This window comes from Mycobacterium spongiae, assembly GCF_018278905.1.
Taxonomy (GTDB): domain Bacteria; phylum Actinomycetota; class Actinomycetes; order Mycobacteriales; family Mycobacteriaceae; genus Mycobacterium; species Mycobacterium spongiae.
Genome location: NZ_CP046600.1, coordinates 3789959 through 3815217, shown reverse-complemented (window position 1 = coordinate 3815217; position 25259 = coordinate 3789959). Strand labels below are relative to the sequence as shown.

The window sequence follows — 25259 nt, the reverse complement described above, 5'->3', positions numbered from 1 at the left end:
ATGTCGTTTGTGGTGGCGCAACCAGAGATGGTGATGGCGGCGGCGTCGGACTTGGCCGGTATCGGGTCAACGATCGGCGCGGCGAATGCGGCCGCCGCGGTCACGACCACAGAGTTGTCGGCGGCCGGTGCTGATGAAGTGTCAGCGGCTATCGCGGCGCTGTTTTCTGCCCACGCACAGGCGTATCAGGTGCTCGGTGCGCAGGCGGCGGCGCTTCACCAGCAGTTTGTCCAAGCCATGACCGCCGGCGCGGGGTTGTATGTCACTGCGGAGGCCGCTGCAGCTGGGTCGATGCACAGTGTGCAACAGGATCTGCTCACCGCGATCAACGCGCCCGCCCAGACGTTGACCGGCCGACCACTCATCGGCAACGGCGCCAACGGGGCCCCAGGGACTGGGGCCAACGGCGCGCCCGGTGGGTGGTTGCTCGGCGACGGTGGGGCCGGTGGGTCGGGTGCGGCGGGCCAAAACGGTGGTGCCGGTGGGGCGGCGGGGCTCATCGGCAGCGGCGGTGCTGGCGGGGCTGGCGGCAGCTCAACGCTTGGTAACGGTGGCGCCGGTGGCGCCGGTGGGGCTGGGGGCTGGTTGTTGGGCACCGGTGGGACCGGCGGCGCCGGAGGGGTCTCGACGAGTGACTTCGGGGTTGGCGGGTTCGGCGGTACCGGCGGGGCTGGTGGGCTGTTCGGGGCGGGCGGGGTCGGTGGGTCCGGCGGCAGCAGCACCTCCGCCAACTCAACCGGCGGGGCAGGCGGGGCCGGTGGGGCCGGTGGGTTGTTGGGCGGACTCGTCGGTGCCGGCGGCGGCGATGGCGGCATCGGCGGGTTCGGCGACACCCTTGGGGGTGTTGGTGGGTCCGGCGGCGACGCCGGGCTGGTCGCCGGCCCGGGCGGCGCAGGCGGGGCCGGCGGGGCCGGCGGAAGCAGCAGTTCTGGTGGCGTCGGCGGGGCCGGCGGAACCGGCGGCGAAGCCGGCGTCCTGTTCGGTCCGGGCGGGGCCGGCGGGGCGGGCGGCGCCGGCCTCGGTGGCGGTGGGCTCGGCGGTAACGGTGGGATCGGGGGCAACGCCGGACTGCTGCTGTCCAGCGGCGGTGCCGGCGGAGCCGGTGGTGCCGGTGCCGCTAGCGGCGGGGTAGGTGGGGCCGCTGGTGACGCTCTCTGGATTGGCAACGGCGGCATCGGCGGGGCTGGCGGATTCGGAACTCTCGATGGGGGTGCTGGGGGCAGCGGCGGCAGGTCCGGGCTACTGATCGGCAACGGCGGTGCCGGTGGAGCCGGCGGGCAAGGCACCACCAGCGGTGGCGGCGGCGGTGCGGGTGGCAACGGTGTGCTGATCGGCAACGGCGGCAACGGCGGCAACGGCGGCAATGGCGGCAGCGGCGGGACCGGCCCAATGCCCGGCAGCGACGGTGCCGGTGGAACCAGCGGGCTGCTGGTGGGGCTGGACGGATTCAACGCCCCAGCGAGCACCTCGCCCCTGCACACCCTGCAACAACAGGTAATCAACGCGATCAATGCTCCAATCCAGGACCTGACCGGGCGCCCGCTGATCGGCAACGGCACCCCCGGGGCAGCCGGCACGGGCGCCAACGGCACACCCGGTGGATGGTTGCTCGGCGACGGCGGGGCCGGCGGGTCAGGCATGGTGGGCCAAAACGGCGGTATCGGCGGGGCGGCTGGGCTGCTAGGCACCGGCGGGGCCGGCGGGGCCGGCACAGCAGACCCCAATATTCCCGGCGGATTGAGCCCAGCCGGCGGCGCCGGCGGGGCCGGCGGCGCCCTGTTGGGCGACGGTGGGGTCGGCGGGACCGGCGCAACCGCGGCCGACGGTGTCGGCGGAACCGGCGGGGCCGGTGGCGCCGCCGTCGGATTGTTCGGCAGTGGCGGGGGCGGCGGGATTGGCGGGACTAGCTTTGGCCCCCTATTCGGCGGAGCCGGCGGGCCAGGCGGCGCCGGCGGGATGCTCGGCGGGCTGGTCGGCGCCGGCGGCGGGGACGGTGGCACGGGCGGGACCGGGTCCGTCGGGGGCAACGGCGGTGACGGCGGTGGAAACGGCGCGTTCTTCGGCAACCTGCTCGCCGGTCCCGGCGGGTCCGGCGGAGCCGGCGGAACCGGTCTGAGCAACCTTGGCTTCGGCGGCACCGGCGGGTTGGGTGGCCTAGCCGGGCTGTTCGGCAGCGGCGGGGCCGGCGGCGCCGGCGGATTCAGCCAGGGTTTGGGCGGCGGCGGCGGGGCGGGCGGTTTCGCCGGACTGCTGTTCGGGACCGGCGGGGTCGGCGGGGCGGGCGGGGCCAGCGGGGACCTCAACAGCGAGTCAGGCGGGTTCGGCGGGTCTGGTGGCAACGGCGGCCTGTTTGGCAGCGGCGGGGCCGGCGGCGCCGGCGGAAGCAACCTCAACGGTGACGGAGGTGCCGGCGGAGCCGGCGGCGTTGGCGGGTTCTTGCTGGGCAACGGCGGAGCCGGCGGCGGCGGCGGAGCAAGCGCTACGACCGATGGCGGCAACGGCGGGACCGGCGGCAACGCCGCACTCATCGGCAACGGCGGCAACGGCGGCAACGGTGGAACCGGCACCCCCCCTGCAAACCCGGGCACCGGCGGCAACGGCGGGGTCCTGCTAGGCCAAAACGGAAGCAACGGGTTGCCCTAGCCAGCAGGCACGAATTGACGTCCTCAAGGAAGAAGGGTCGATGATGGACACGCACGCAGCGCATAGCCAAGCAACCAATCAACCAACCGACCAACGACCCATCGCGTCTGCAACGCCTCCCAGGCTGACACAGTCGAAGTGAGAACGACGCAACTCGTCGGTACACGCTAAGACCATGGCCGCGAGTCGGGTTCGCGGATCCGGTTCTTGAACCGTGTCGCGATGAATCTCAAAATGACGGTCGCCGATCATCGACGCCCGCCCTCGTATCTGTGATACCTGCAGAATCGGTGGACGATCACAACGCAAGAAGACTTCAGTATTTGAAGTAAATTTTCGCGAAGTTGGGCTCGCCAACTAGCGGCAGCCACCTGTGCCCACGGCGCACCGCCAATCAGAAACCCGGTAGCTTTCGAATAGCCAGACGGGCAGCGTGATCGCGACAGCGCGACCGCGGCAGCGCAGCGCGGCGAACAACGACGTCGAGCCGCACTTGCGATGAGGCAGATACGAACTCCGTTCAGTAATGCCACGGTGGGCCACCTGACTTGTAACGCATTCGATCCGCGACGAGCGTGTTTGTCGACCCACCCAACCGATCACCCATCGCCCCCATACCGCCACCCAGGCTGACCCATTCCAAGGGGCGATCGGCATGGCGGCGGGCGGAACGGCGGCAACCCCGAAAACGCCTCCCGGCGCCTCCGAGCGGCTTCTGCGACGCATCGACGAGCCGTGTTTGTCGCCGACCAAATCCAATCACTCTCTGTGGCAGAAGATTTCCTGCATCTTCTTTGGGCGGAGAAGGGGCGAACGGTTGCCAACCCCATCCCGAGGGTGTTTACTTCATTTATTGTATTTCCGGAAAGGGGGGGCATGCCATTCGTCGGAGTCGCAGTGAGCCCGCCGAGTGCTTCGCAGCGGCCATCGGGGTCGAAGATGCGGCCGGCTTGCTCAGAAGCATCGAGCGCACCGACTGTGTCCACAGACTCGCACCAGGCCCGCTCGTCGGCAACGGCGCCAAGACGACCACGACTGAAGGGGACGATGCCGACGGCGGGCTCCTGTGGGGCAACGGCGGCGATGGCCGGGTCGGCCACGCAGCCCGGAACAAGCTGGGCTGGGGGTCACGGTGGGCTGCTGTACGGCAATGGTGGGGCTGGCGACGTCCGCCGACGCCGAGGCGGTTTGCTCGGCTGCCGTATGTGGCTGCAGCGGCCGCACGATCATGTGTCCTGGCTGACGCGACCAGATGGTGACAGTATGCGCGGCGCCGGCGCTGTACTGCGGGAGTCGGCCGCGGCTCAATCGATTGTGAGGAGACCGTGATGTCGTTTGTGGTGGCAGTACCAGAGGAAATGGTGGCCTCGGCGTCGGATCTGGCCGGTATCGGGTCGACGATCAGTGAGGCGAACGCGGCGGCGGCCGTGTCGACGGCGGGGATTGTGGCGGCCGCCGGTGATGAGGTGTCGGCGGCGATCGCGGCGTTGTTTTCCGCGCACGGGCAGGCCTATCAGGTCGCGAGTGCGCAGGCAGCGGCGTTTGAAGCCCGGTTTGTACAAGCGTTGACCGCGGGGGCGGATGCCTTCGCCAGTGCCGAGGCCGCTGGTGTCGCCGCCCTCACTGACCCACTGGGCCCGGTCAATGCGCGGATCCGGACATTGACCGGGCGCCCGTTGATCGGCAATGGCGCTAACGGGGCCCCGGGCACCGGGGCTGCGGGGGCACCGGGGGGCTGGTTGCTCGGCAATGGTGGGGCCGGGGGGTCCGGCGCGGCCGGTCAAACCGGTGGGGCCGGTGGGGCCGGTGGTGCCGCGGGGTTGATCGGTGCTGGCGGCGCGGGTGGAGCCGGTGGGGCCGGGATGGGCGCCGGATCGACGGGTGGTGCTGGTGGTGTCGGGGGGCCTGGTGGCTGGTTGTGGGGTACCGGCGGGGCCGGCGGGATCGGCGCGAGCGGTGTTGTCGCCGGGGCTGGCGGGGCTGGGGGGGCTGGAGGGTTGTTAGGTGCCGGCGGTGCCGGCGGGACCGGCGGACGCAGCGGATTTGGGGACAATTCAACTGGCGGGGCTGGTGGAGCTGGCGGAGCTGGCGGATTGCTGGCTGGGTTGGTCGGGGCCGGTGGTGGCGACGGCGGTGACGGCGGTCGCGGTACGACCGCGGGTGCTGGTGGGGACGGGGGCGATGCCGGCATGCTGACCGGGTACGGGGGCGCGGGCGGGGCCGGCGGCGCCACTAGCACGGAGGGCGGGGTTGGCGGAGTTGGTGGGGCTGGCGGTGATGGCGGTCTGTTGTTCGGCGGCGGCGGGGTCGGCGGGACCGGCGGATTCGGTAGTGCGATTGGTGTTGCCAATGGTGGTGATGGCGGTCATGGTGGTGATGGCGGCTGGTTTGGCAGCGGCGGCAGCGGCGGGACCGGCGGCACCACCGCTTTGGGCATCGGAGGCGACGGTGGTGCCGGTGGATCAGGCGGCGTGTTCGGCAACGGCGGGGCCGGCGGCGCCGGCGGCACTGGCCCATCAGGCGACGGCGGTGGCGGCGGTGGCGGAGGCCGGGGCGGGCTGCTGATCGGCAATGGGGGGGCCGGCGGCGCCGGTGGGGCCGGCGGCAGCGACCTGGACAATAGTGGCGGTGTCGGCGGTGCTGGGGGTAATGGGGTGCTGATCGGCAACGGCGGCAACGGTGGCATCGGCGGGACCGGCGCAACGGTGGGCGTCGACGGTGTCGGCGGTGTCAGTGGTGTGCTGGTGGGTCTGGACGGCTTCAACGCCCAGGCCACTACCTCAACGTGGCACACGCTGCAGCAGCATGTGATCGGCACGATCAACGCGCCCATCCAGGATCTGACGGGGCGCCCGGTGATCGGGAACGGTACTCCCGGCGCCGCGGGTAGCGGGGCCAGCGGCGCGCCTGGGGGCTGGTTGCTCGGTGACGGTGGGGCCGGCGGGTCCGGCGCAACCGACTTAGGTACGGCTGGCGGGGCCGGCGGGGCCGGCGGGCTGTGGGGTACCGGCGGGGCTGGTGGGGCGGGTGGGGCTTTCGGCGGAGTTGGTGGGGCTGGCGGGGCCGGCGGGGCCGGTGGGTGGCTGGTCGGTGATGGTGGAGCCGGCGGGGTCGGCGGGATCGCCGAGAGCGACGGTGTTGGCGGGGTTGGCGGAATTGGCGGCGCCGGGGGGTTGTTGAGCGCCGGCGGGGCCGGTGGGAACGGCGGGGCAAGCTTCGGCGGGGCAACCTTCAGCGGCATCGGTGGTGCTGGCGGGGCCGGCGGCGCCGGCGGGCTCTTCGGTGGGCTACTCGCTGCCGGCGGCGGGACCGGCGGGGACGGCGGAGGAGGTCCTTCCCGCGCTGCTGGGGGTGTCGGTGGAGTCGGCGGCGACGCGGGGCTGCTGGGCGGCCCCGGCGGCTCCGGCGGCTCCGGCGGCACCGGCGCAGTCGGTGTGGCCGATGGTGGGGCCGGCGGTAGTGCCGGGTTGCTGTTCGGTGCGGGCGGTGTCGGCGGGACTGGCGGCATAGGTGGGGTTGGTGGGGATGGTGGGGTCGGGGGCAGTGCGGGGTTGTTGTTCTCCAGTGGCGGAGCTGGTGGGTTCGGGGGTGCCGGTGAACGAGGTGGAGATGGCGGCGCCGGCGGCGATGCCAGGTGGCTGGGTGGCGGCGGAGCTGGCGGCGCCGGCGGCTACGGCCGCTTCGGGGGTGCTGGTGGGGTTGGTGGCCTGGGCGGGGAAGTGATGGGCAACGGCGGTGCTGGCGGTGCCGGCGGTGTCGGCGCCTTGTTCGGCGGGGACGGTGGTGCGGGGGGCGACGCGGTGGTGATCGGCAACGGCGGCAACGGCGGCGCCGGCGGCGCCGGCGGATTCGACGGCGACCCGGGCACCGGCGGCACCGGGGGGCTGTTGCTGGGCACCGACGGGATCAACGGGTCGCCCTAACCGGTCAGCGGCTACGGTTGCTGGATAGCGGGTGGGCGTCGCCAACCCTGATCGCCGTGCCGACGTCGTTGTCGACTGCGGTGTCGCGACCCGACGCCTCTCGATGACGGATCCGTGACGGCGGATGCTGCCATTGTCGGTGTACGTGCTGGGTGCCATCTCAGTTGGGTGAGTCGTCGGCCCGCGGCCAGTGCCGAAGCGGCGCCACAGGCCGAACCGGCGCCTAGCGTGAACGCCTCGACGGAGATCGCCAACGAAGCCCACACGGTGGCCGGCGCCGCTGAACAGTCGATAGCTCGCCGGAAAGCGATCGCCTCAACGATGGTGACATCGGCCAATGGGGACTTGTACTCGATGTGTTGGGCAATCGCGCCAGCCCGGCATTCTGCAGGACCCGATTCAGCCAGCGTTTCGCGGCCGCCCCAGTTCTCGAAAGATTCGCGGCAGCAGTCTTGTGCCGGACTGTCAGCCTGGGAGGCCGGTCCCGCCGGGGGCGCCAAGTAGGGATCCGCCGGTGCCGCCCGCACCGCCGGCCCCACCAGTCCCATCCGGAGTGCCCAGTTCGCCGGTCCCGCCAGCACCACCACTACCGCCACTACCGCCATTACCGATCAACCGAGCGTCGCCGCCGCCACCGCCGCCACCGCCGGCCCCGCCACCGCCAGCGCCGGCGCCGCCGGCGCCGCCGGCCGCGCCGGACCCGCCGGACCCGTACAGCCACCCGCCAGATCCGCCACTCCCGCCGAGTCCGCCGTCCGCGCCGGTAACACCAAGCTCTCGGGAGCTCCCGCCGGTCCCGCCGGCCCCAGCGCTCCCGCCGTTACCGATCAGTCCGGCGTCCCCCCCGGCCCCGCCGGCACCACCGGCCCCGGGAAATATCTCCCCGAGAAGGTCCGTGCTGCCGTTCCCGCCGCTCCCGCCGGCCCCGCCGTCGCCGTACAGCCACCCGCCGGTGCCACCCGCCCCGCCGTTGCCGCCGGCCTCACCAAGAGGACCAAGGGCGTCCCCGCCGACCCCGCCGGCCCCGCCGGCCCCGAGCAGGCCAGCGGCCCCGCCGGCACCACCGATCCCGCCGAAGGGGGTGGCGGCACCGCCGGCACCGCTTGTTCCGCCGGCCCCGCCGCTTCCACCACCGCCCAACAGCAGCCCGCCTTGGCCGCCTGCGCCGCCGGCGCCGCCGGAGGAGCCGGACCGGAATACCAAGTCCGCACCCGCACCCCCGGCCCCGCCCGGGCCGCCGAACCCGAATAATCCGGCGGCACCGCCGGCGCCACCTAGTCCCCCATCGCTGCCCATGGTGACGCTGGACCCGCCGGTGCCGCCGATGCCGCCATTGCCGAACAACCAGCCGCCACGACCGCCCACACCGCCGGCCGCCGAGGCACCACCGGTGCCGCCGGCTCCGCCGTTGCCGATCAACCCCGCGGCACCACCAGCACCTCCGGCCACCCCGGGGTTCACCCCAGCCGCGCCGTTGCCGCCGTTGCCGTACAGCAACCCGCCGGCTCCACCGGCCTGTCCCGGTGCGGTCCCATTGGCACCGTCGCCGATTAGCGGACGTCCGAACAGCGCCTGGGTGGGCGTATTGATTACCGCCAACACCTCAGGCGGCACCGCCTGCAACGGCGCGGCGTTAGCCGCTTCGGCGGCCGCGTACGCACCCCCAGCACGGGCGAGGGCTTGGACAAATCGGGTGTGAAACCCCTCCACTTGCACGCTGAGCGACTGATAGGCCTGAGCGTGGGCGGAAAACAGTGCCGCGATCGCCGCTGATACTTCATCGGCACCCGCGGCTGCCACCCCTGTCGTGGGCACCGCCGCGGCCACATTGGCTGCGCTCAGTGTCGAGCCAATACGCGCCAGATCCGTTGCCGCCGTTGCCACTGTGTCCGGAACCGTCACCAAGTACGACATCGCCACCCTCCGATCCGGTCCTCAATGAACCGATCGTGGAAACACCCAGCGCATCGCCCTGCAGTGGCGGGCTAGCGCCAGCGGAAAAAACTACTATAACTGAAGTTATCGGTTTGTGGGTTGGATTTAGTGATCGGCGGCCGCAGGCGACCGCTGCGCTGCGCGGCAGACGGGCGGCAGCCGATCCGCAGACCCGGTGGCGCTAGAAGGCGCTGACGTACGCGACATCGCAACCGCGACAGCGCAGCGCGGACCAACGTCGTCGCAGCGTATCTGCGGTGCCGCGGGTTCAAACCCGGTACACAGGTGTCAGGGATAGCCCGCTGCAAGCACCGCACACGCGAACGCGTCACACCGGAAGACAGCACCCGGCCGCACCAAAGCTACCGGCTGGTCCAACAGACGATGGGCGCTGCTCAACTCTTGGTTTTCGTGCCTGAGCATTCCATTTCACCCTGGCTGTCCGCGACGCATCGATGAGTCTGCAGGTTCACCTAATCGACCTAACGATGCTCTGCTACAACGCTTTTCTGTCCTACTGCGCGGGCCTGATCCAGGAGGCGGCAGTTGCCAAATGCCATCCTCCGATGTTTACTTCATTAAATGTATCTCAAGGGGAGGTCGTGGTGGCACTTAGCGACGTCGGGGCCACGCCGCACGACCGCGCCCGGACTCGATACCTGCGCGTCCCGATATCACACCCGATGAGCCCGTCTGCCTTTGTCGCATCACATGTTTCGTCATCCACCGATCACCACAACGGTCGCCATCGGTGCGGGCACTCCCAGAGCCATTCCGGCCGGCACACCCCGGACATAGTGTCCGGCAATCACACGTACGTGTATTGCGGCACCGAAACTTTCCGGGCTGGTCTCAGCCCGGAACCAACCCAGTAAGGGGACTGAGATGTCGTATGTGACCGTGGCTCCGGCGATGTTGATCTCGGCTGCCGCCGATCTGCACGCGATCGGATCGGCACTTGCCGCAGCCAACATCGCCGCGGCATCCCCGACCACCGCGGTGCTGGCCGCCGGGGGTGATGAGGTGTCGGCGGCCATTGCGGCGTTGTTTTCTGGCCACGCCCGCGACTATCAAGCGCTCAGCGTCCAGGTGGCGGGATTTCACGACCAGTTCGTCCAGGCCGTGCGCGCCAACGGGGGCGCTTATGCGGCCGCCGAGGCCGTCAACGCCGCGCAGCAAAGTGTCGAGGGGGACGTGCTGGCGTCGATCAACGCGCACACCGAGGCGCTCTTAGGGCGCCCACTCATCGGCAACGGCGCCGACGGGGCTGACGGAACAGGGGCGGCGGGTGGCCCGGGTGGTCTGTTGTTCGGTAGTGGGGGTAATGGCGGCTCGGGCGCGGCGGGCCAAAACGGCGGTGCGGGCGGGGCGGCGGGGCTGCTCGGCGATGGCGGCGTCGGTGGGGCAGGTGGGGTCGGTGCTGCTGGTGGTGCTGGTGGTAGCGGAGGTTGGTTGCTGGGCAATGGAGGGGCCGGTGGGGCTGGCGGCGCTGCGATGGTGGCCGCGACCGTCGGGGGTGCTGGCGGTGTCGGTGGGGCTGGGGGCCTCATCGGCAACGGGGGAACGGGTGGTGTGGGTGGGCCCTCGTCGGCGCTGGGTGGCATCGGCGGCACGGGGGGAACCGGTGGGGTTGGCGGCGTGCTCGGCAATGGTGGATTTGGCGGGCATGGTGGCTTCGGTAACGCTCTAGGCGGGGGCGGGGTTGGGGGTATGGGCGGCGCCGCCAGGTATCTCGGTAGCGGTGGTTGGGGCGGTGATGGTGGTGTCGGTGCCGCCGGTGGTGCTGGCGGGGCTGGTGGGATTTTGCTCGGCGACGGCGGTGACGGTGGGCACGGCGGGTCGGCGGCGCCGGGCGTCCGTGGCGGTCTGCCCGGGCCGGGCGGCAATGGGGGTAACGCCAACTGGTTCGGTTCCGGCGGTGCCGGTGGCGACGGTGGTGCCGGTCTGGCGGGGACAGACGGGATGAACCCGAGCTCAAGTGAGGCGGCCGGTCCCGGCGCCAACGGCATGCCTCATTACGTAGAGAATTTCGGCGGACTCGGTCCTTTCAGTCTCACCGGCGGCAACGGCGGCCCCGGCGTCGACGGGGGTGCCGGTGAGGCCGGCGGCACCGGTGGGCACGGCGGGGAAGTGGGTTTCACAAATTTTGGCACGGTCGGGAAGGGCAACCTCAATTTCACCGGCGGTAATGGCGGTAGTGGTGGTGCCGCCGGTGCCGAAGGCGGCAACGGCGGCGCCGGCGGGGCCGGCGGGCAGGCGACAGTCACGAACAACGGCACCATCATGGGCAATGTCGTCGTCACCGGTGGTAACGGCGGCAGCGGCGTTACCGGGGGCGTGGACGGCGGCGCCGGTGGTGCGGGCGGTATAGGCGGTGTAGGGCACAACACAGGTGCTGGTAGCGCCATGGGGGGCATCGGTGGCCAGGGCGGCGCTGGCAACGGGGCACTAGGCGTGGCGGGAGGCAGTGGCGGTACTGGCGGTGCTGGCGGTAGCGGCGGGCGCGGCGGCATGTTCGTCGGCAATGGCGGTGACGGTGGTTCCGGTGGGATCGGTGGGACCGGCGGTACCGGCGCGCCCGGCTTTGCGGGTGGTGCTGGCGGCTCCGGCGGGGAGGGTCGGGCTGACACGACAGCGGTTGCGACCGGGGGTGAGGGTGGTGTTGGAGGCCTCGGTGGTGGTGGCGGGACCGGCGGCGCGGGCGGCAGCGGGGGTGTCGGTGGCAACGGCGGTGCGGCCGGGGCGTTCATCGGTATCGGTGGCGCCGGAGGTGCTGGTGGAATCGGCGGCGTCGGCGGACTCGGCGGCATCGGCGGTGCCGGCGGTGTCGGTGGTGCCGGCGGAGCGGCTATTAGCGGCAGCGGAGTTGCCCTCGGCGGTGACGGCGCTACGGGCGGGGTCGGTGGCACCGGTGGCACTGGCGGTGTCGGTGGCGTCGGTGGCAGCGGGGGCAGCGGCGCGGCCGGTGGACTGATCGGGTTCGCCGGTACCAGCGGGGGCATCGGTGGCGGTAGTTCCGGTGGCGAGGGCGGCCTTGGGGGCCACGGCGGAAACGGCGGCAACGGCGGGACTGCCGCTGGGGGTACAACGACGCCCGGCCAGGGTGGCGATCTGGCACCCGGTGGCGCCGGTGGGGCCGGTGGCGGAGGCGGGGCGCCGGGTGGCACCTCGGGCGTCGAAGGCAATCAGGGCCCGTCCGGAAACAACGGCCATCCCGGTTAGTCGTGCGAGCAGTGGTTCGATCGACGTCCGGGTTGGGCTGAGAATATACGCGCGGTAGTGGCCCCACGCGTGCCTGCGGGGGAGTGGGGCACGACCCAGTGCGTCCCATGGCCGGGAGTAGCGTCGAGCCGATGAGTGCAACACCGCGCGAATTCGACATCGTGCTGTACGGGGCCACGGGTTTTGTGGGGAAACTCACCGCCGAATACCTCGCCCGGGCCGGGGGTGACACGCGAATCGCACTGGCCGGCAGATCCACCGAGCGATTGCTCGCCGTCCGCCAGACTCTGGCCGAACCTGCGCGGTCGTGGCCCATCGTGGCTGCCGATGCCGGATCGCCCTCGACACTCGATGAGATGGCCGCCCGCACCCAAGTCGTCATCACCACCGTCGGGCCCTACTCCCGCTACGGATTGCCGCTGGTGGCCGCGTGCGCCGCGGCGGGCACCGACTACGCCGACCTGACCGGCGAGCCGATGTTCATGCGCAACAGCATCGACCTCTATCACAAGCAGGCCGCCGATACCGGTGCGCGCATCGTGCATGCCTGCGGGTTCGACTCGGTTCCGTCGGATCTGAGCGTCTACGCGCTACACCGGGCGGCAACCGACGACGGCGCCGGCGAGCTGCTCGCCACCGACTTCGTGGTGCGCTCTTTCGCTGGCGGGCTGTCCGGCGGCACCATCGCGTCGATGCTCGAAGTGCTGAGCACCATGTCCAATGATCCCGACGCCCGCCGCCAGCTTGCCGACCCGTACACGCTGAGCACCGACCGCGGCGCCGAACCTGAACTCGGCCCGCAGCCGGACCTACCGTGGCGCCGTGGTCGTCGAATCGCGCCGGAACTGGCGGGGCTCTGGACGACCGGGTTCATGATGGCGTCGACGAACACCCGGGTCGTGCGCCGCAGCAACGGGTTGCTCGACTGGGCCTACGGCCGCAGGTTCCGCTACAGCGAAAGCATGAGCGTGGGTTCCTCCATCGTGGCGCCGCTAGCGTCGGCCGCGTTCAGTGGATTTGGCAACGTTATGACGTTATTGGGCGGCCGCTACTTCCGATTCCTGCCGCGTGGGCTGATCGAGCGTGTCGTTCCCAAGCCAGGTACCGGTCCTAGCGCCGCGACTCGGGACCGCGGCTACTACCGCGTCGAGACCTACACCACGACGGCCAGCGGAGCTCGATACGTGGCACGAATGGAACAAGATGGCGACCCCGGTTACAAGGCGACATCGGTATTGCTGGGGGAGTGCGGGTTGGCGCTGGCACTCGACCGCGACAAGCTGTCCGACCTGCATGGTGTGTTGACCCCCGCGGCCGCGATGGGTGAGGCGTTGCTCGCGCGATTCCCGGTGGCAGGAGTATCGCTGCGCACCGAGCGGTTGGCCGGCTGAATCTCGTTCACGTGCGGGTTCGGGCGCCCAACGCGGGCGCTTGGCGGGGGTTCCTAGAATTGACCGGTGACTGCCAGTCCCCAGCCCGCCGCCAGCCCGTTGCCCAAGTCGTGGGATCCGGGCTCGATGGAGAGCGTGATCTACCAGAAGTGGCTGGATGCCGGCTACTTCACTGCTGACGCCAGCAGCGCCAAGCCGGCGTATTCCATCGTGTTGCCGCCGCCGAACGTGACCGGCAGCCTGCACATGGGCCATGCGTTGGAACACACCATGATGGACGCCCTGACCCGCCGTAAGCGGATGCAGGGTTACGAGGTGTTGTGGCAGCCGGGCATGGATCACGCCGGAATCGCTACCCAGAACGTGGTCGAAAGCCAACTCGCGGTTGACGGCAAGACCAAGGAGGACTTTGGTCGGGAGCTGTTCGTTGACAAGGTCTGGGATTGGAAGCGTGAGTCCGGCGGTGCCATCGGCGGCCAGATGCGTCGGCTCGGCGACGGGGTGGATTGGAGCCGGGACCGGTTCACCATGGACGAGGGCCTGTCACGGGCGGTGCGGACGATCTTCAAAAGGCTCTACGACGCCGGGCTGATCTATCAGGCCGAGCGACTGGTCAACTGGTCACCGGTGCTCGAGACGGCGATCTCGGATCTCGAGGTCAATTACCTTGAAGTCGAAGGCGAGCTGGTGTCGTTTCGGTATGGCTCGCTCGACGACTCGCAACCCCACATCGTGGTCGCCACTACCCGGATGGAGACGATGCTGGGCGATACCGCCATCGCGGTCCATCCCGACGACGAGCGCTACCGTCACCTCGTCGGCACCACCCTGGCCCACCCGTTCGTGGACCGCGAGCTGATCATCGTCGCCGACGAGCATGTGGATCCCGAATTCGGCACCGGCGCCGTCAAAGTCACGCCCGCACACGACCCGAACGACTTCGACATCGGGACACGGCACCAGCTGCCGATGCCCTCGATCATGGACACCAAAGGCCGGATCGTCGACACCGGAACACAATTCGACGGCATGGACAGATTCGAAGCCCGCGTCGCGGTTCGCGAGGCGATCGCGGCGCAGGGCCGGATCGTCCAAGAGAAGCGACCGTACCTGCATAGCGTCGGGCATTCCGAGCGCAGCGGAGAGCCGATCGAGCCGCGGCTATCGCTGCAATGGTGGGTCCGCGTGGAATCGCTGGCCAAGGCCGCCGGTGATGCGGTGCGCAACGGCGACACCGTGATTCACCCCGCCAGCCTGGAACCACGTTGGTTTTCTTGGGTCGATGACATGCACGACTGGTGCATCTCCCGCCAACTGTGGTGGGGGCATCGCATCCCGATTTGGTACGGGCCGGGCGGCGAGCGGGTGTGTGTGGGACCGGACGAGGCACCGCCGCAGGGCTGGGAGCAGGACCCCGATGTGTTGGATACCTGGTTTTCGTCCGCGCTGTGGCCGTTCTCGACGCTTGGCTGGCCGTCGCGCACCACGGAATTGGATAAGTTCTATCCGACAAGCGTTCTGGTCACCGGCTACGACATCCTGTTCTTCTGGGTGGCCCGGATGATGATGTTCGGCACGTTCGTGGGTGCCGACGACGCCATCACGTTCGATGGACGCCGGGGACCGCAGGTGCCGTTCACCGACGTGTTTCTCCACGGGCTGATCCGAGACGAGTCCGGTCGTAAGATGAGCAAGTCCAAGGGCAATGTCATCGATCCGCTGGACTGGATCGAGAAGTTCGGGGCCGACGCGCTGCGGTTCACCCTGGCTCGCGGGGCCAGTCCCGGCGGTGATTTGGCCATCGGCGAGGATCATGTCCGGGCATCGCGCAATTTCGGCACCAAGTTGTTCAACGCCACGCGGTACGCGCTCCTCAACGGCGCAGCGCTGGCGCCGCTACCCTCGTTCGACGAGCTGACCGATGCTGATCGGTGGATTCTCGGACGGCTCGAAGAGGTTCGGGCCGAAGTTGATTCGGCCTTTGACGGCTACGAGTTCGGCCAAGCTTGCGAGGCGCTCTACCACTTCGCGTGGGACGAATTCTGTGACTGGTACCTCGAACTGGCCAAGACGCAACTCACTGCCGGGATCACGCACACCACCGCCGTGTTGGCCACGGGGCTTGACACCCTGCTGCGCCTGCTGCATCCGGTCATTCCGTTTCTCACCGAGGCCCTGTGGCAGGCATTGACGGAGCAGGAATCGCTGGTCATTGCGGACTGGCCACAGCCCTCCGGAGTCAATATGGATCCGGTTGCCGCACAACGAATTAGCGATATGCAGAAGTTGGTGACCGAAATCCGCCGGTTCCGCAGTGATCAGGGCCTGGCCGACCGGCTGAAGGTCCCGGCACGGTTGGGTGGAGTGACCGACGCGGACCTGGATACCCAAGTGACCGCGGTGACATCGCTGGCCTGGCTCACCGAACCGGGCGCCGACTTCCATCCATCGGTGTCGTTGGAGGTTCGGCTCGGCCAAGACCTGAATCGCACTGTGGTTGTCGAACTCGACACCTCCGGCACCATCGATGTGGCCGCCGAGCGCCGCCGTCTGGAAAAAGACTTGGCCACCGCGCAAAAAGAGCTAGCCTCGACCGCCGCCAAATTAGCCAACGCAGACTTTCTCGCCAAAGCACCGGAGCCCGTCGTCGCCAAGATCCGGGATCGACAACGGCTGGCGCAAGAGGAAACCGGCCGGATCACCGCCAGGTTGGCAGCGCTGCAATGAACGCGGTGAGTTCGGGGGCGCCTGACTGGCCCGAGCCCCCCCAGGCGTCCGGCACGCCGCCCACGCCGGACGAGATCGCGTCGCTGTTGCAGGTCGAGCACCTACTCGACCAGCGCTGGCCCGAGACCCGCATCGAACCGAGCCTGACTCGGATCAGCGCGTTGATGGACCTGCTCGGCTCACCGCAACTGGCCTACCCGGCAATCCACATCGCGGGCACCAACGGCAAGAGCTCGGTGGCGCGGATGGTAGACGCGCTGCTGACCGCGCTGCACCGGCGTACCGGGCGCACCACCAGCCCGCATCTGCAGTCGGCCGTGGAGCGCATCGCGATCGACGGCAAACCCATCAGTCCGGCCCAGTATGTGGCGACATACCGCGAGATCGAGCCGTACGTGGCGATGATTGACCAGCAATCGCAGGCTTCTTCCGCGGGGGGACCGGCGATGAGCAAATTCGAGGTTCTCACCGCGATGGCCTTCGCCGCGTTCGCCGACGCGCCGATCGACGTCGCGGTAGTCGAGGTAGGGATGGGCGGGCGTTGGGACGCCACCAACGTGATCAATGCGCCGGTGGCGGTGATCACCCCAATCAGCCTCGACCACATGGACTACCTCGGCGATGACATCGCGACGATCGCTGGTGAGAAGGCCGGCATCATCCACCGTGCGGCCGAGGCCGCACCCGATACGGTGGCCATCATCGGACGCCAGGCACCGGAGGCAGCGCAGGTGCTGCTGGCCCAATCGGTGCGTGCCGACGCCGCCGTGGCCCGCGAGGATTCCGAATTCGCGGTGTTGGGCCGCCAAGTCGCCGTCGGGGGCCAGCTGCTGGAGCTACAGGGCTTGGGCGGGGTGTACTCCGACGTCTTCCTGCCGCTGCACGGCGAACACCAGGCGCACAACGCGGCGGTGGCGCTGGCCGCGGTGGAAGCATTCTTCGGCGCCGGAGCGCAGCGTCAGCTCGACGTGGACGCCGTCCGGGCTGGATTCGCCGCCACGACCAGCCCGGGCAGGCTCGAGCGCATGCGCAGCGCGCCGTCGGTGTTCATCGACGCCGCGCACAATCCGGCCGGCGCGGCCGCGCTTGCGCGGACACTTTCCGGCGAGTTTGACTTCCGGGTGCTCGTCGGGGTGCTCAGTGTGCTCGCCGACAAGGATGTGGATGGCATCCTCGCGGCGCTGCAGCCGGTTTTCGACTGGGTGGTCGTGACGCACAACGGCTCATCGCGGGCGGTTGAGGTGGACACGCTGGCTGTGGCGGCTGGCGAGTGGTTCGGGCCCGACCGGGTGCTCACCGCGCAGACCCTGCGCGACGCGATCGACGTTGCGACCGCGTTGGTCGATGACGCCGCCGCCGACCCAGACGCGGCGTTCACCGGCGCGGGGATTGTTATTACTGGCTCGGTTGTCACCGCTGGTGCAGCCCGGACTTTGTTCGGTCGTGATCCGCAGTGACTGACCAGACTGACCAGCCGCCAGAGCCGGATCGCTCGCCGCCCGCCAGCCAGAATCCGCCGCCTGACCCGTGGAGGAGCTTTGGCGGGGTGATGGCTGTGACGCTGCTGCTGGAAGCGATCGTCGTTCTGCTGGCCCTCCCTGTCGTGGGTTCGGTCGGCGGTGGGCTGTCTGCGGCATCCCTGGGCTACCTGATCGGGCTGGCGGCGTTGTTGATCCTGCTGTCCGGCTTGCAGCGCCGACCGTGGGCTATCTGGGTCAACCTGGGCGTTCAGCCGGCGCTGATCGCCGGCTATGCGGTATATCCGGCCGTGGGTGTCGTCGGTGTGCTGTTCACTGCGTTGTGGTTACTCATCGCCTATTTGCGTGCCGAGGTGAAGCGACGCCACGAACCTGGGCTGGCGTCGCCGGACGGATCCGGCTAGTTGGGTACGCTGTGCGCCGTGAGCGAACGGACCCTCCTCCTGATCAAACCCGACGGTGTCGAGCGCCAACTCATAGGCGAGATCATTGGCCGCATCGAACGCAAGGGCCTGACCATCGCGGCATTGGAGCTCAGGAATGTCGGTGTTGAGCTCGCCCGGCGTCACTACGCCGAGCACGACGGCAAGCCATTTTTCGATTCTTTGCTGGAGTTCATCACGTCGGGGCCGTTGGTGGCGGCGATCGTTGCCGGACCGCGAGCGATAGCGGCGATTCGGCAACTCGCGGGCGGCACGGACCCGGTGGAGAAGGCCACACCCGGAACCATCCGGGGCGATTTTGGGTTGGAAACCCAGTTCAATTTGGTCCACGGTTCCGATTCGGCCGAATCGGCACAGCGTGAGATCGCGCTCTGGTTTCCCGGCATTTAGAGCGTCGAGAGCGTCGAGAACCCGGGCCGGTGAGCCCGTCGTTGCGCAGTGCCCGGATCAGGGCAGCCCGACCTTGGCCGGTCATCTGGGATAGTTATGGGATACTGGTGCTAGGTGAACGTCCCCGAACAGGTGACGGACGCCCGAATGAAGACTTAGACAAGCGCGACCATCGTGCCCTCTCGATGCGGCGCGGCATGTCGGGCCGTCATTCAGCACGGCGCCGAGTGTGTTCTTCGTGGGCCGCTCGGAGCAAGACCAGCACAAGCCCGGGAGAAGTGACCCGGGCACATAGTGAAGCCCTCGCGTGGCCGCGTCGACCAAGACGCGCCCGGGGGCTTGAGGAGAATACGTGGTAGACGGTGCACCATCTTCAGAACCAGCAAACGAGCCGACACCGGGCGAGGATCTGCCGGACCGGCTAAGAGTCCATTCGCTAGCCCGCACGCTGGGAACCACCAGCAGACGGGTGCTGGACGCCCTGACCGAACTCGACGGACGCATCCGCAGCGCACATTCGACGGTGGACCGCGTCGATGCGGTCCGCGTGCGCGATCTGCTGGCCGAGGAGCCCAAGGCCGCGGTCGTGGCTGGCGGTGATGCGGCAGCCGAACCGACCGAACCGGAATCACGGGTGCTGTTGGAGACACCGGAAACGGCAAAGGTCGACGCGGAGCGACCGCACTACATGCCGCTGTTTGTCGCGCCCCAGCCAATGCCGGAACCGCCGGACGCCGGCGATGATGTCGGCTCGACTCTTGACGACGATGGCCCCGAGTCGGCTGACGAGTCCGACGCGGACGACGACGAAGCGCCGGCCGACCGACCCGCGAACCGGCGGCGGCGTCGCGGCCGTCGCGGTCGTGGACGCGGTCGCGGCGAACAGGGCGGGTCCGATGGCCCACCAGACGGTCGCAGCCATGCCGGTGGCAACGGTGACGGCCCGACGGACCAGCGAGACGATCAGGGCACCCAACGAGTGGCCCGACATTCGGCCCAAGAATCGACCGACGCCGATGGCGACGTCCAGGATGGCGAAGACGCCGATGACGGGTCCGAAAACGGTGACGAAGAGAACGGTTCTTCCGAGGCCGGCAACCGCCGCCGTCGTCGCCGCCGGCGGCGCAAGTCCGGTTCCGGTGACGACAACGATGGCGGGCCAGCACCCGACGATCCACCCAACACCGTCGTCCACGAGCGGGCGCCCCGCTCCGGCGGGAAGTCCGGCGGCTCGAACGGTCGAAACGACGCGGGCGCGGAGATCAAAGGTATCGACGGTTCGACCCGGCTGGAAGCCAAGCGACAGCGCCGCCGCGACGGGCGTGACGCAGGTCGGCGCCGCCCACCGGTGCTGACCGAGGCCGAATTCCTGGCTCGCCGGGAAGCTGTCGAGCGGGTCATGGTTGTGCGCGACAGGGTGCGCACCGAGCCGCCAAACCCCGGGGCGCGATACACCCAGATCGCGGTGCTCGAAGACGGCATCGTGGTTGAGCACTTCGTGACTTCCGCCGCCTCAGCCTCCCTGGTCGGCAACATTTACCTGGGGATCGTCCAGAACGTGCTGCCCTCGATGGAGGCGGCCTTCGTCGACATCGGCCGCGGACGCAATGGCGTGCTGTACGCGGGCGAAGTCAATTGGGAAGCCGCGGGGTTGGACGGGGCCGACCGCAAGATCGAACAAGCTCTCAAGCCCGGCGACTATGTCGTGGTGCAGGTCAGCAAGGACCCGATCGGGCACAAGGGCGCGCGGCTCACGACGCAGGTGTCGCTGGCGGGCCGCTACCTGGTCTATGTTCCCGGAGCGTCGTCGACAGGGATCAGTCGCAAGCTGCCCGATACCGAACGTCAGCGCCTCAAAGAGATCTTGCGCGAAGTGGTGCCCTCCGATGCAGGCGTCATCATCCGTACCGCGTCCGAGGGAGTCAAAGAGGACGACATCCGGGCGGACGTCAATCGGCTGCGGGAGCGCTGGGAGCAGATCGACGCCAAGGCAACCGAAACCAAGGACAAGGCCGCCGGCGCGGCCGTAGCGCTCTACGAAGAGCCGGATGTGCTGGTCAAGGTCATCCGGGACCTGTTCAACGAGGACTTCAGCGGGCTGGTCGTCTCCGGGGACGAGGCCTGGAACACGATCAACGAGTACGTGAATTCCGTTGCACCCGATTTGGTTTCGAAACTGACCAAGTACGAGCCAGTCACCGGTCCGGATGGGCAAGCCGGACCGGACGTCTTCGCGGTGCACCGCATCGACGAACAACTGACCAAAGCGATGGATCGCAAGGTGTGGTTACCCTCGGGCGGCAGCCTGGTGATCGACCGCACCGAAGCGATGACGGTGATCGACGTCAACACCGGCAAGTTCACCGGTTCTGGGGGCAACCTGGAGCAGACAGTCACCAAGAACAACCTCGAAGCGGCCGAGGAGATCGTGCGTCAGCTGCGGCTGCGTGACATCGGCGGCATCGTCGTCGTTGACTTCATCGACATGGTGCTCGAATCCAACCGCGACTTGGTGCTGCGTCGTCTGACCGAATCACTGGCCCGCGACCGCACCCGCCACCAGGTGTCCGAGGTGACGTCGTTGGGCCTGGTGCAACTCACGCGCAAGCGATTGGGGACCGGTTTGGTCGAGGCGTTCTCCACGTCGTGCGGGAACTGCGGTGGTCGCGGGCATCTGCTGCACACCGACCCGGTCGATTCGGCATCGACGAGCGGGCGCAAGTCTGAGTCCGGTGGTCGGCGGGGCCGGCGATCGAAGAAGAATCGGTCCGAAGAGCCCAGTGAGAAAGGCATCGTGGCGAAAGTGCCGGTGCATGCTCCTGGCGAGCATCCGATGTTCAAAGCGATGGCTGCCGGCTCCTCCGGGGGTCGCGGTGACGACGAATCCGGGGTGTCGGACGAGGAACTCGGTGGCGAGATCGATGATCAGACTGAAGTGCACGTTCCGTCTGAGGTCGACGAGACCGGCCAGGAAGACTTCGAAGCGATCGACGAGACCGACGACACCGACGAAGACGAGGTCGACACCGAAGACGAGGAAGACACCGAAGACGAGGAAGACACCGAAGACGAGGTCGACGAACTCGACGACGAGGATCTCGAGGACCTGGACGAAGACAGCGAAGACGAGGTCGACGAGCTCGACGATGAGGACCTGAATGGGGACCTGAGTGAAGACGAAGACCTCAACGGGGACCTCAATGACGACGAAGACCTCAATGAGGAGCTCGAAGCCGAGGAGGCCGACTCCGAGCCTGACACCGACACGGACACAACCACCGACGCCGCATACCTGCCCACGGGTCCCGCCATGCCTGTCGAAGGCGAGCCCCGGCGGTTGCGGCGCCGGGCTGCTGGCCGCCCGGCCGGCCCGCCGATTCATCTCGACTAGGAGTACGGGCTGCGGAAGATCGTCTAGGCCAACGAAAGGTGCGCAATGCTTACAGCTTTCGGATTTGAAACCCTCGGGGTCGTCATCGCAGACATGTATTTCGTCGACCCTGCCCCGGCCGCCGGTCAAGAAACTCCGGAACGAGGGGTCAGACTGGAACTCCGCCTCGTCGATCGCGCCGAGCCGCAAGGGTCGATCTACGCGGGCGTCCCCATTGCATTCACCCGCCCGGTGTGGCGGGTGGACATTTTCGGTTCTACGGAGAGCCCGCCTGGCACGCTGGACCGCGCCCACCACCATCCCCGTTTCAACGGTTGGGAACCTGGACCCCGGTGCTTCGTCGCTGAATTGACAGCTGACCCGCTGTCCTGGCTGGCAGATCAGCTGGCCGATCCGGCCGCCGTGCTCGCCCGGGCCGGCATCGATACCGATGAGGTCGCCAAAGGCGAACTGACCCGACTCGCCGCGGCGGCAGCCGAGATTGTCGATGCCGTAAGACGGATGCTCGACGCAGTGTGGGACGGGGAATTGGCCCCGGCCCCCGCCGAACCCGTTGCTGCCGCCCGCACCGGCTGGCTCTGATTTGCCAAGCCCCGCGGCCGAGCCCCTGTCCCGACACCGGAGGTCACGTCGTGAAGCTCGCGCTCGTTCAACATGCGGTCAGTCCCGACCTCGGACGTAACCTCGATCGCGCTCTACGAACGGTCCGCGAGGCGGCAGCTGCCGGTGCCCAGTTAGTCGCATTTCCCGAGCTCGCGAACACTCCCTTTTATCCACAGGAGCGGCGGCCGCGGCCCGAGTTACTCGCCGAACCCGTACCCGGCCCGACGACCGAGCGCTTCTGCGAGGTCGCCGCGGAGTGCGGTGTCGTGATCGTCCTCAATCTCTTCGAACGCGACGGCGATGCGTGCTACGACAGTTCACCGGTGATCGACGCCGATGGCACACTCCTCGGGCGCACTCGGATGGTCCATATCACCGACTACGACTGCTACCACGAGCGTCACTACTACACGCCGGGCGACACCGGTGCGCCCGTCTACCAGACTCGTGCCGGGCGGATCGGCGTCGCGATCTGCTACGACCGCCACTTTCCCGAGTACATGCGCGCGCTCGCGCTAGGCGGTGCCGAGCTCATCGTCGTCCCACAGGCGGGGACGGTCGGCGAATGGCCGGAGGGCCTCTTCGAGGCAGAGATGCGCGTCGCTGCGTTTCAGAACGGCTACTTTGTCGCGCTCGCCAATCGCGTCGGACACGAGGAGCGCATGACCTTCGCCGGACGTTCGTTCGTGTGCGCGCCCGACGGTTCGATGGTCGGGCAGGCCGGTGCTGGTGACGAGGTCTTCTATGCGGAGGTCCACTTACCGCAGACCCGAGACAGCCACGCGCGGCGCCTGTTCCTCGCCGACCGCCGTCCCGGTCTCTATGCCGGCTTCCTCGGTCGGTGACCAGCCCAGCCGGAAGGTGCGCTCGCCCGGTCTTGTCCGGGGGCAGCGGCCGCACCACCAAGCCCACCGAGGAGACGCCGTGAGTCGGGTATATTCGGGTCATCTCTGCGGTTGACTCGGAAACACCTCACATCAGGTGGTGGCGGCGTAAAACCGTCCTGATCCCCGCCGCCGTGCTGCTGGCCATCGCGATCGTTGCTGCCGGCATCACGCTGAGCATCGGAACCGGCGACAAGGAACCATCGGCGCCTAAACCTGCCATCGCCGCACCACGCAGCCAGCCTTCCACTGGCGCAACCCCCGAGTCGTCGTTCGCTGCTCAGACCGTGCTGCCGTTCACCGGCCTTGATGGCTACAACGAGGTGGCGGTCGACAGCGCGGGCAATGTGTACGTCACCGACCACGACACCGACACCGGCAAGTACAACGGCCGGGTGATGAAGCTGGCGCCCGGCTCCACAACCCCGACCGTGCTGCCGTTCACCGGCCTTGACAGGCCTAACGGGGTGGCGGTCGACAGCACGGGCAATGTGTACGTCACCGACGCCGGCAACGAGCGGGTGGTGAAGCTGGCGGCGGGCTCCAGCACCCAGACCGTGCTGCCGTTCAACGGCATCGACTACGTCGGCGGGGTGGCGGTCGACGGCAAGGGCAACGTGTACGTCACCGACTACGGCAGCAACGATCGGGTGATGAAGCTCGCGGCGGGTACCACCACCCCGACCGTGCTGCCCTTCACCGGCCTCGATTGGGCCACCGCGGTGGCAGTCGACGGCGCGGGCAACGTGTACGTCACCGACCAAGACATCACCAAGAAGGACAGCGGTCGGGTGTTGAAGCTGGCGGCGGGCGCCACGACCCCGACCGTGCTGCCGTTCACTGTCCTTGGCAGCCCCAACGGGGTGGCGGTCGACAGCGCGGGCAACGTGTACGTCACCGACTTCGAAAAAGGTCAGGTGTTGAAGCTGGCGGCGGGCTCCACCACCACGAGTTTGCTCGCCGTCCTTCACAATCCAAACGGGGTGGCGGTCGACGGCGCGGGCAACGCGTACGTCACTGACAACCACTTCTCCAGGAGGCACAGCACTCGGGTGGTGAAACTGGCGGCGGAGTCAAGGTGAAGCTCAGCATCGTCGTGGCGGTGGCACAAGCGGTTCGCATCCCGTGTGATCTGGGCAAGCCCGCGGCCAGCTTCCAGCGGCGGTGAGGCAGCTGTGATACTAGGCCGCTGTGAGCCCCCGCGAATCACTACTGGATACATTTCCAGGGCGCCTGTTCATCGATCATCTGCGATCAGCTCGCGTTTTACCTGCGGCGTTCGTTGGCGACATGGGGGCGGAACACTTGATCGAAGGCGCGGACTCGGTGGTCGGCAGCTATCTCTACTCCGATGCTTGCCTGGAAGTGGCGGACCTCGATGTGGACGACCCCGAGCTTCAAGAGTTCAACGCTGCGGGACTGGCGGCCCTGGCGAAGCTATCGACTTTCGACTCACCTCAGATTCACCAAGGAAAGATCGGCGAATTACGCGAACCAGTCATTGTCAATCGAAATCCTCTGAGCGCGTTGCCGGGTGGCGCGTTCTGGACTTCGACTCCGATCAGCGACGGCAAGGATTCGTGGACCGTGTGCGGGGAAAACCTGAGTCGTGAAGACCCTCGGTGGGAAGTGTATTTCGATATCGACTCTGTTCGGGTCGCGCGGGTTGATTCAGCTCGCGATTGGATCGAGTTGATCGAATCGCACCCGATCATCGCTGGCAGCTGTAAGTACCCGGACTGGCCGGCGATCGCCGAATCCTGGGATGCGGTGCATCTGTCGGCTGCCGGATTGCTACTGGCCCATCCCACGATCTCGACGACCCGATTCGTCGCGAGTGACGTGTGCGGCGAAGCGCACAGTCAGGCCGGCCCCTATGCGAGCGTTGCGGACTGGTCTGCCGTCTCTACTGCGTGGCTACACAGACCGCCGAACGCGAAGCTCAGATCAGCAGAGAGGGATCGATGACGACAACGGTGTTCATTTGAGACTGGTTCTGATCACTTGAGGTGAGCCCGCTGTAGTGGTCCAGTCTTTGTGCGACTCTGTTGCCCGGTGTGTTCGGGCAGGAAGAATCAGCAACGACATGACATCGAACAAGCGCCGGCGGCACACGCCGGATCAGATCATCGGCAAGCTCGCCGGGGTCAACAAGCTCCTCGCATCCGGCCAAGAGCTCAACGAGGTGTGCCGGCACCTGGAGATCGCCGAGTCGCGCGGTCGGCATCG

General features: G+C 68.4%; 13 protein-coding genes and 2 pseudogenes. 13 read left to right on the top strand and 2 right to left on the bottom strand.

The genetic code is table 11. The features are described from left to right. Positions 1–2643, top strand: a complete 2643-nt coding sequence (locus F6B93_RS15475; RefSeq protein WP_211695864.1) for a PE family protein — start codon at positions 1–3, stop codon at positions 2641–2643. Between the two features lie 1328 nt (positions 2644–3971). Further along, positions 3972–6566: a PE family protein gene (locus F6B93_RS15470; protein WP_211695863.1), complete on the top strand. Its 2595-nt coding sequence runs from the start codon at positions 3972–3974 to the stop codon at positions 6564–6566. A 468-nt stretch (positions 6567–7034) separates the two neighbouring features. On the opposite strand, the pseudogene F6B93_RS15465 reads toward F6B93_RS15470, so the two are convergent. After that, positions 7035–8480 (bottom strand): annotated as a pseudogene (locus F6B93_RS15465) (PE family protein); the annotation flags it as partial. A gap of 906 nt (positions 8481–9386) precedes the next feature. Here F6B93_RS15465 and F6B93_RS15460 point away from each other — a divergent pair. The 11 genes and pseudogenes from F6B93_RS15460 to F6B93_RS15410 all read left to right on the top strand — a co-directional run bounded on the left by F6B93_RS15460 (position 9387) and on the right by F6B93_RS15410 (position 24998). After that, complete coding sequence (locus F6B93_RS15460; protein WP_211695861.1) at positions 9387–11723, top strand: PE family protein; 2337 nt, start codon at positions 9387–9389, stop codon at positions 11721–11723. Positions 11724–11854: 131 nt separating this feature from the next. Beyond that, positions 11855–13114 carry a saccharopine dehydrogenase family protein gene (locus tag F6B93_RS15455; protein ID WP_211695860.1) on the top strand — a complete coding sequence of 420 codons (1260 nt, stop codon included), beginning with the start codon at positions 11855–11857 and terminating at the stop codon, positions 13112–13114. A 66-nt stretch (positions 13115–13180) separates the two neighbouring features. Next, positions 13181–15841 carry a valine--tRNA ligase gene (locus tag F6B93_RS15450; RefSeq protein WP_211695859.1) on the top strand — a complete coding sequence of 887 codons (2661 nt, stop codon included), beginning with the start codon at positions 13181–13183 and terminating at the stop codon, positions 15839–15841. Further along, positions 15838–17298, top strand: a complete 1461-nt coding sequence (gene folC / locus F6B93_RS15445) for a bifunctional tetrahydrofolate synthase/dihydrofolate synthase (RefSeq protein ID WP_211695858.1) — start codon at positions 15838–15840, stop codon at positions 17296–17298. The genes F6B93_RS15450 and folC overlap by 4 nt, the downstream gene beginning before the upstream one ends. Before the next feature lie 92 nt (positions 17299–17390). After that, positions 17391–17723: a DUF4233 domain-containing protein gene (locus F6B93_RS15440; RefSeq protein ID WP_211699531.1), complete on the top strand. Its 333-nt coding sequence runs from the start codon at positions 17391–17393 to the stop codon at positions 17721–17723. 18 nt (positions 17724–17741) lie between these two features. Continuing rightward, positions 17742–18152 (top strand): nucleoside-diphosphate kinase, encoded by a 411-nt coding sequence (gene ndk, locus F6B93_RS15435; protein WP_211695857.1) that lies wholly within the window; start codon positions 17742–17744, stop codon positions 18150–18152. A 352-nt stretch (positions 18153–18504) separates the two neighbouring features. Continuing rightward, positions 18505–21543, top strand: a complete 3039-nt coding sequence (gene rne, locus F6B93_RS15430) for a ribonuclease E (RefSeq protein ID WP_211695856.1) — start codon at positions 18505–18507, stop codon at positions 21541–21543. Between the two features lie 45 nt (positions 21544–21588). Next, positions 21589–22125, top strand: a complete 537-nt coding sequence (locus F6B93_RS15425; protein WP_211695855.1) for a hypothetical protein — start codon at positions 21589–21591, stop codon at positions 22123–22125. 50 nt (positions 22126–22175) lie between these two features. After that, positions 22176–22991 carry a nitrilase-related carbon-nitrogen hydrolase gene (locus F6B93_RS15420; RefSeq protein ID WP_211695854.1) on the top strand — a complete coding sequence of 272 codons (816 nt, stop codon included), beginning with the start codon at positions 22176–22178 and terminating at the stop codon, positions 22989–22991. 278 nt (positions 22992–23269) lie between these two features. Further along, positions 23270–24112 (top strand): annotated as a pseudogene (locus F6B93_RS15415) (NHL repeat-containing protein); the annotation flags it as partial. Positions 24113–24221: 109 nt separating this feature from the next. Continuing rightward, positions 24222–24998: a hypothetical protein gene (locus F6B93_RS15410; RefSeq protein WP_211695853.1), complete on the top strand. Its 777-nt coding sequence runs from the start codon at positions 24222–24224 to the stop codon at positions 24996–24998. Here F6B93_RS15410 and F6B93_RS23785 read toward each other — a convergent pair. Continuing rightward, a complete protein-coding gene (locus tag F6B93_RS23785) occupies positions 24973–25257 on the bottom strand; it encodes a hypothetical protein (RefSeq protein WP_425518459.1) in 285 nt (94 codons plus the stop codon). The two genes, F6B93_RS15410 and F6B93_RS23785, sit on opposite strands and share 26 nt — an antisense overlap. Positions 25258–25259 lie beyond the last annotated feature (2 nt).

Bases quoted from the DNA above. Each gene is read 5' to 3' on its own strand.
- F6B93_RS15470 (WP_211695863.1), top strand. From the start codon at position 3,972: ATGTCGTTTGTGGTGGCAGTACCAGAGGAAATGGTGGCCTCGGCGTCG.
- F6B93_RS15440 (WP_211699531.1), top strand. From the start codon at position 17,391: ATGGCTGTGACGCTGCTGCTGGAAGCGATCGTCGTTCTGCTGGCCCTC.
- F6B93_RS23785 (WP_425518459.1), bottom strand. From the start codon at position 25,257: ATGCCGACCGCGCGACTCGGCGATCTCCAGGTGCCGGCACACCTCGTT.
- folC (WP_211695858.1), top strand. From the start codon at position 15,838: ATGAACGCGGTGAGTTCGGGGGCGCCTGACTGGCCCGAGCCCCCCCAG.
- F6B93_RS15475 (WP_211695864.1), top strand. From the start codon at position 1: ATGTCGTTTGTGGTGGCGCAACCAGAGATGGTGATGGCGGCGGCGTCG.
- F6B93_RS15460 (WP_211695861.1), top strand. From the start codon at position 9,387: ATGTCGTATGTGACCGTGGCTCCGGCGATGTTGATCTCGGCTGCCGCC.
- F6B93_RS15425 (WP_211695855.1), top strand. From the start codon at position 21,589: ATGCTTACAGCTTTCGGATTTGAAACCCTCGGGGTCGTCATCGCAGAC.
- F6B93_RS15455 (WP_211695860.1), top strand. From the start codon at position 11,855: ATGAGTGCAACACCGCGCGAATTCGACATCGTGCTGTACGGGGCCACG.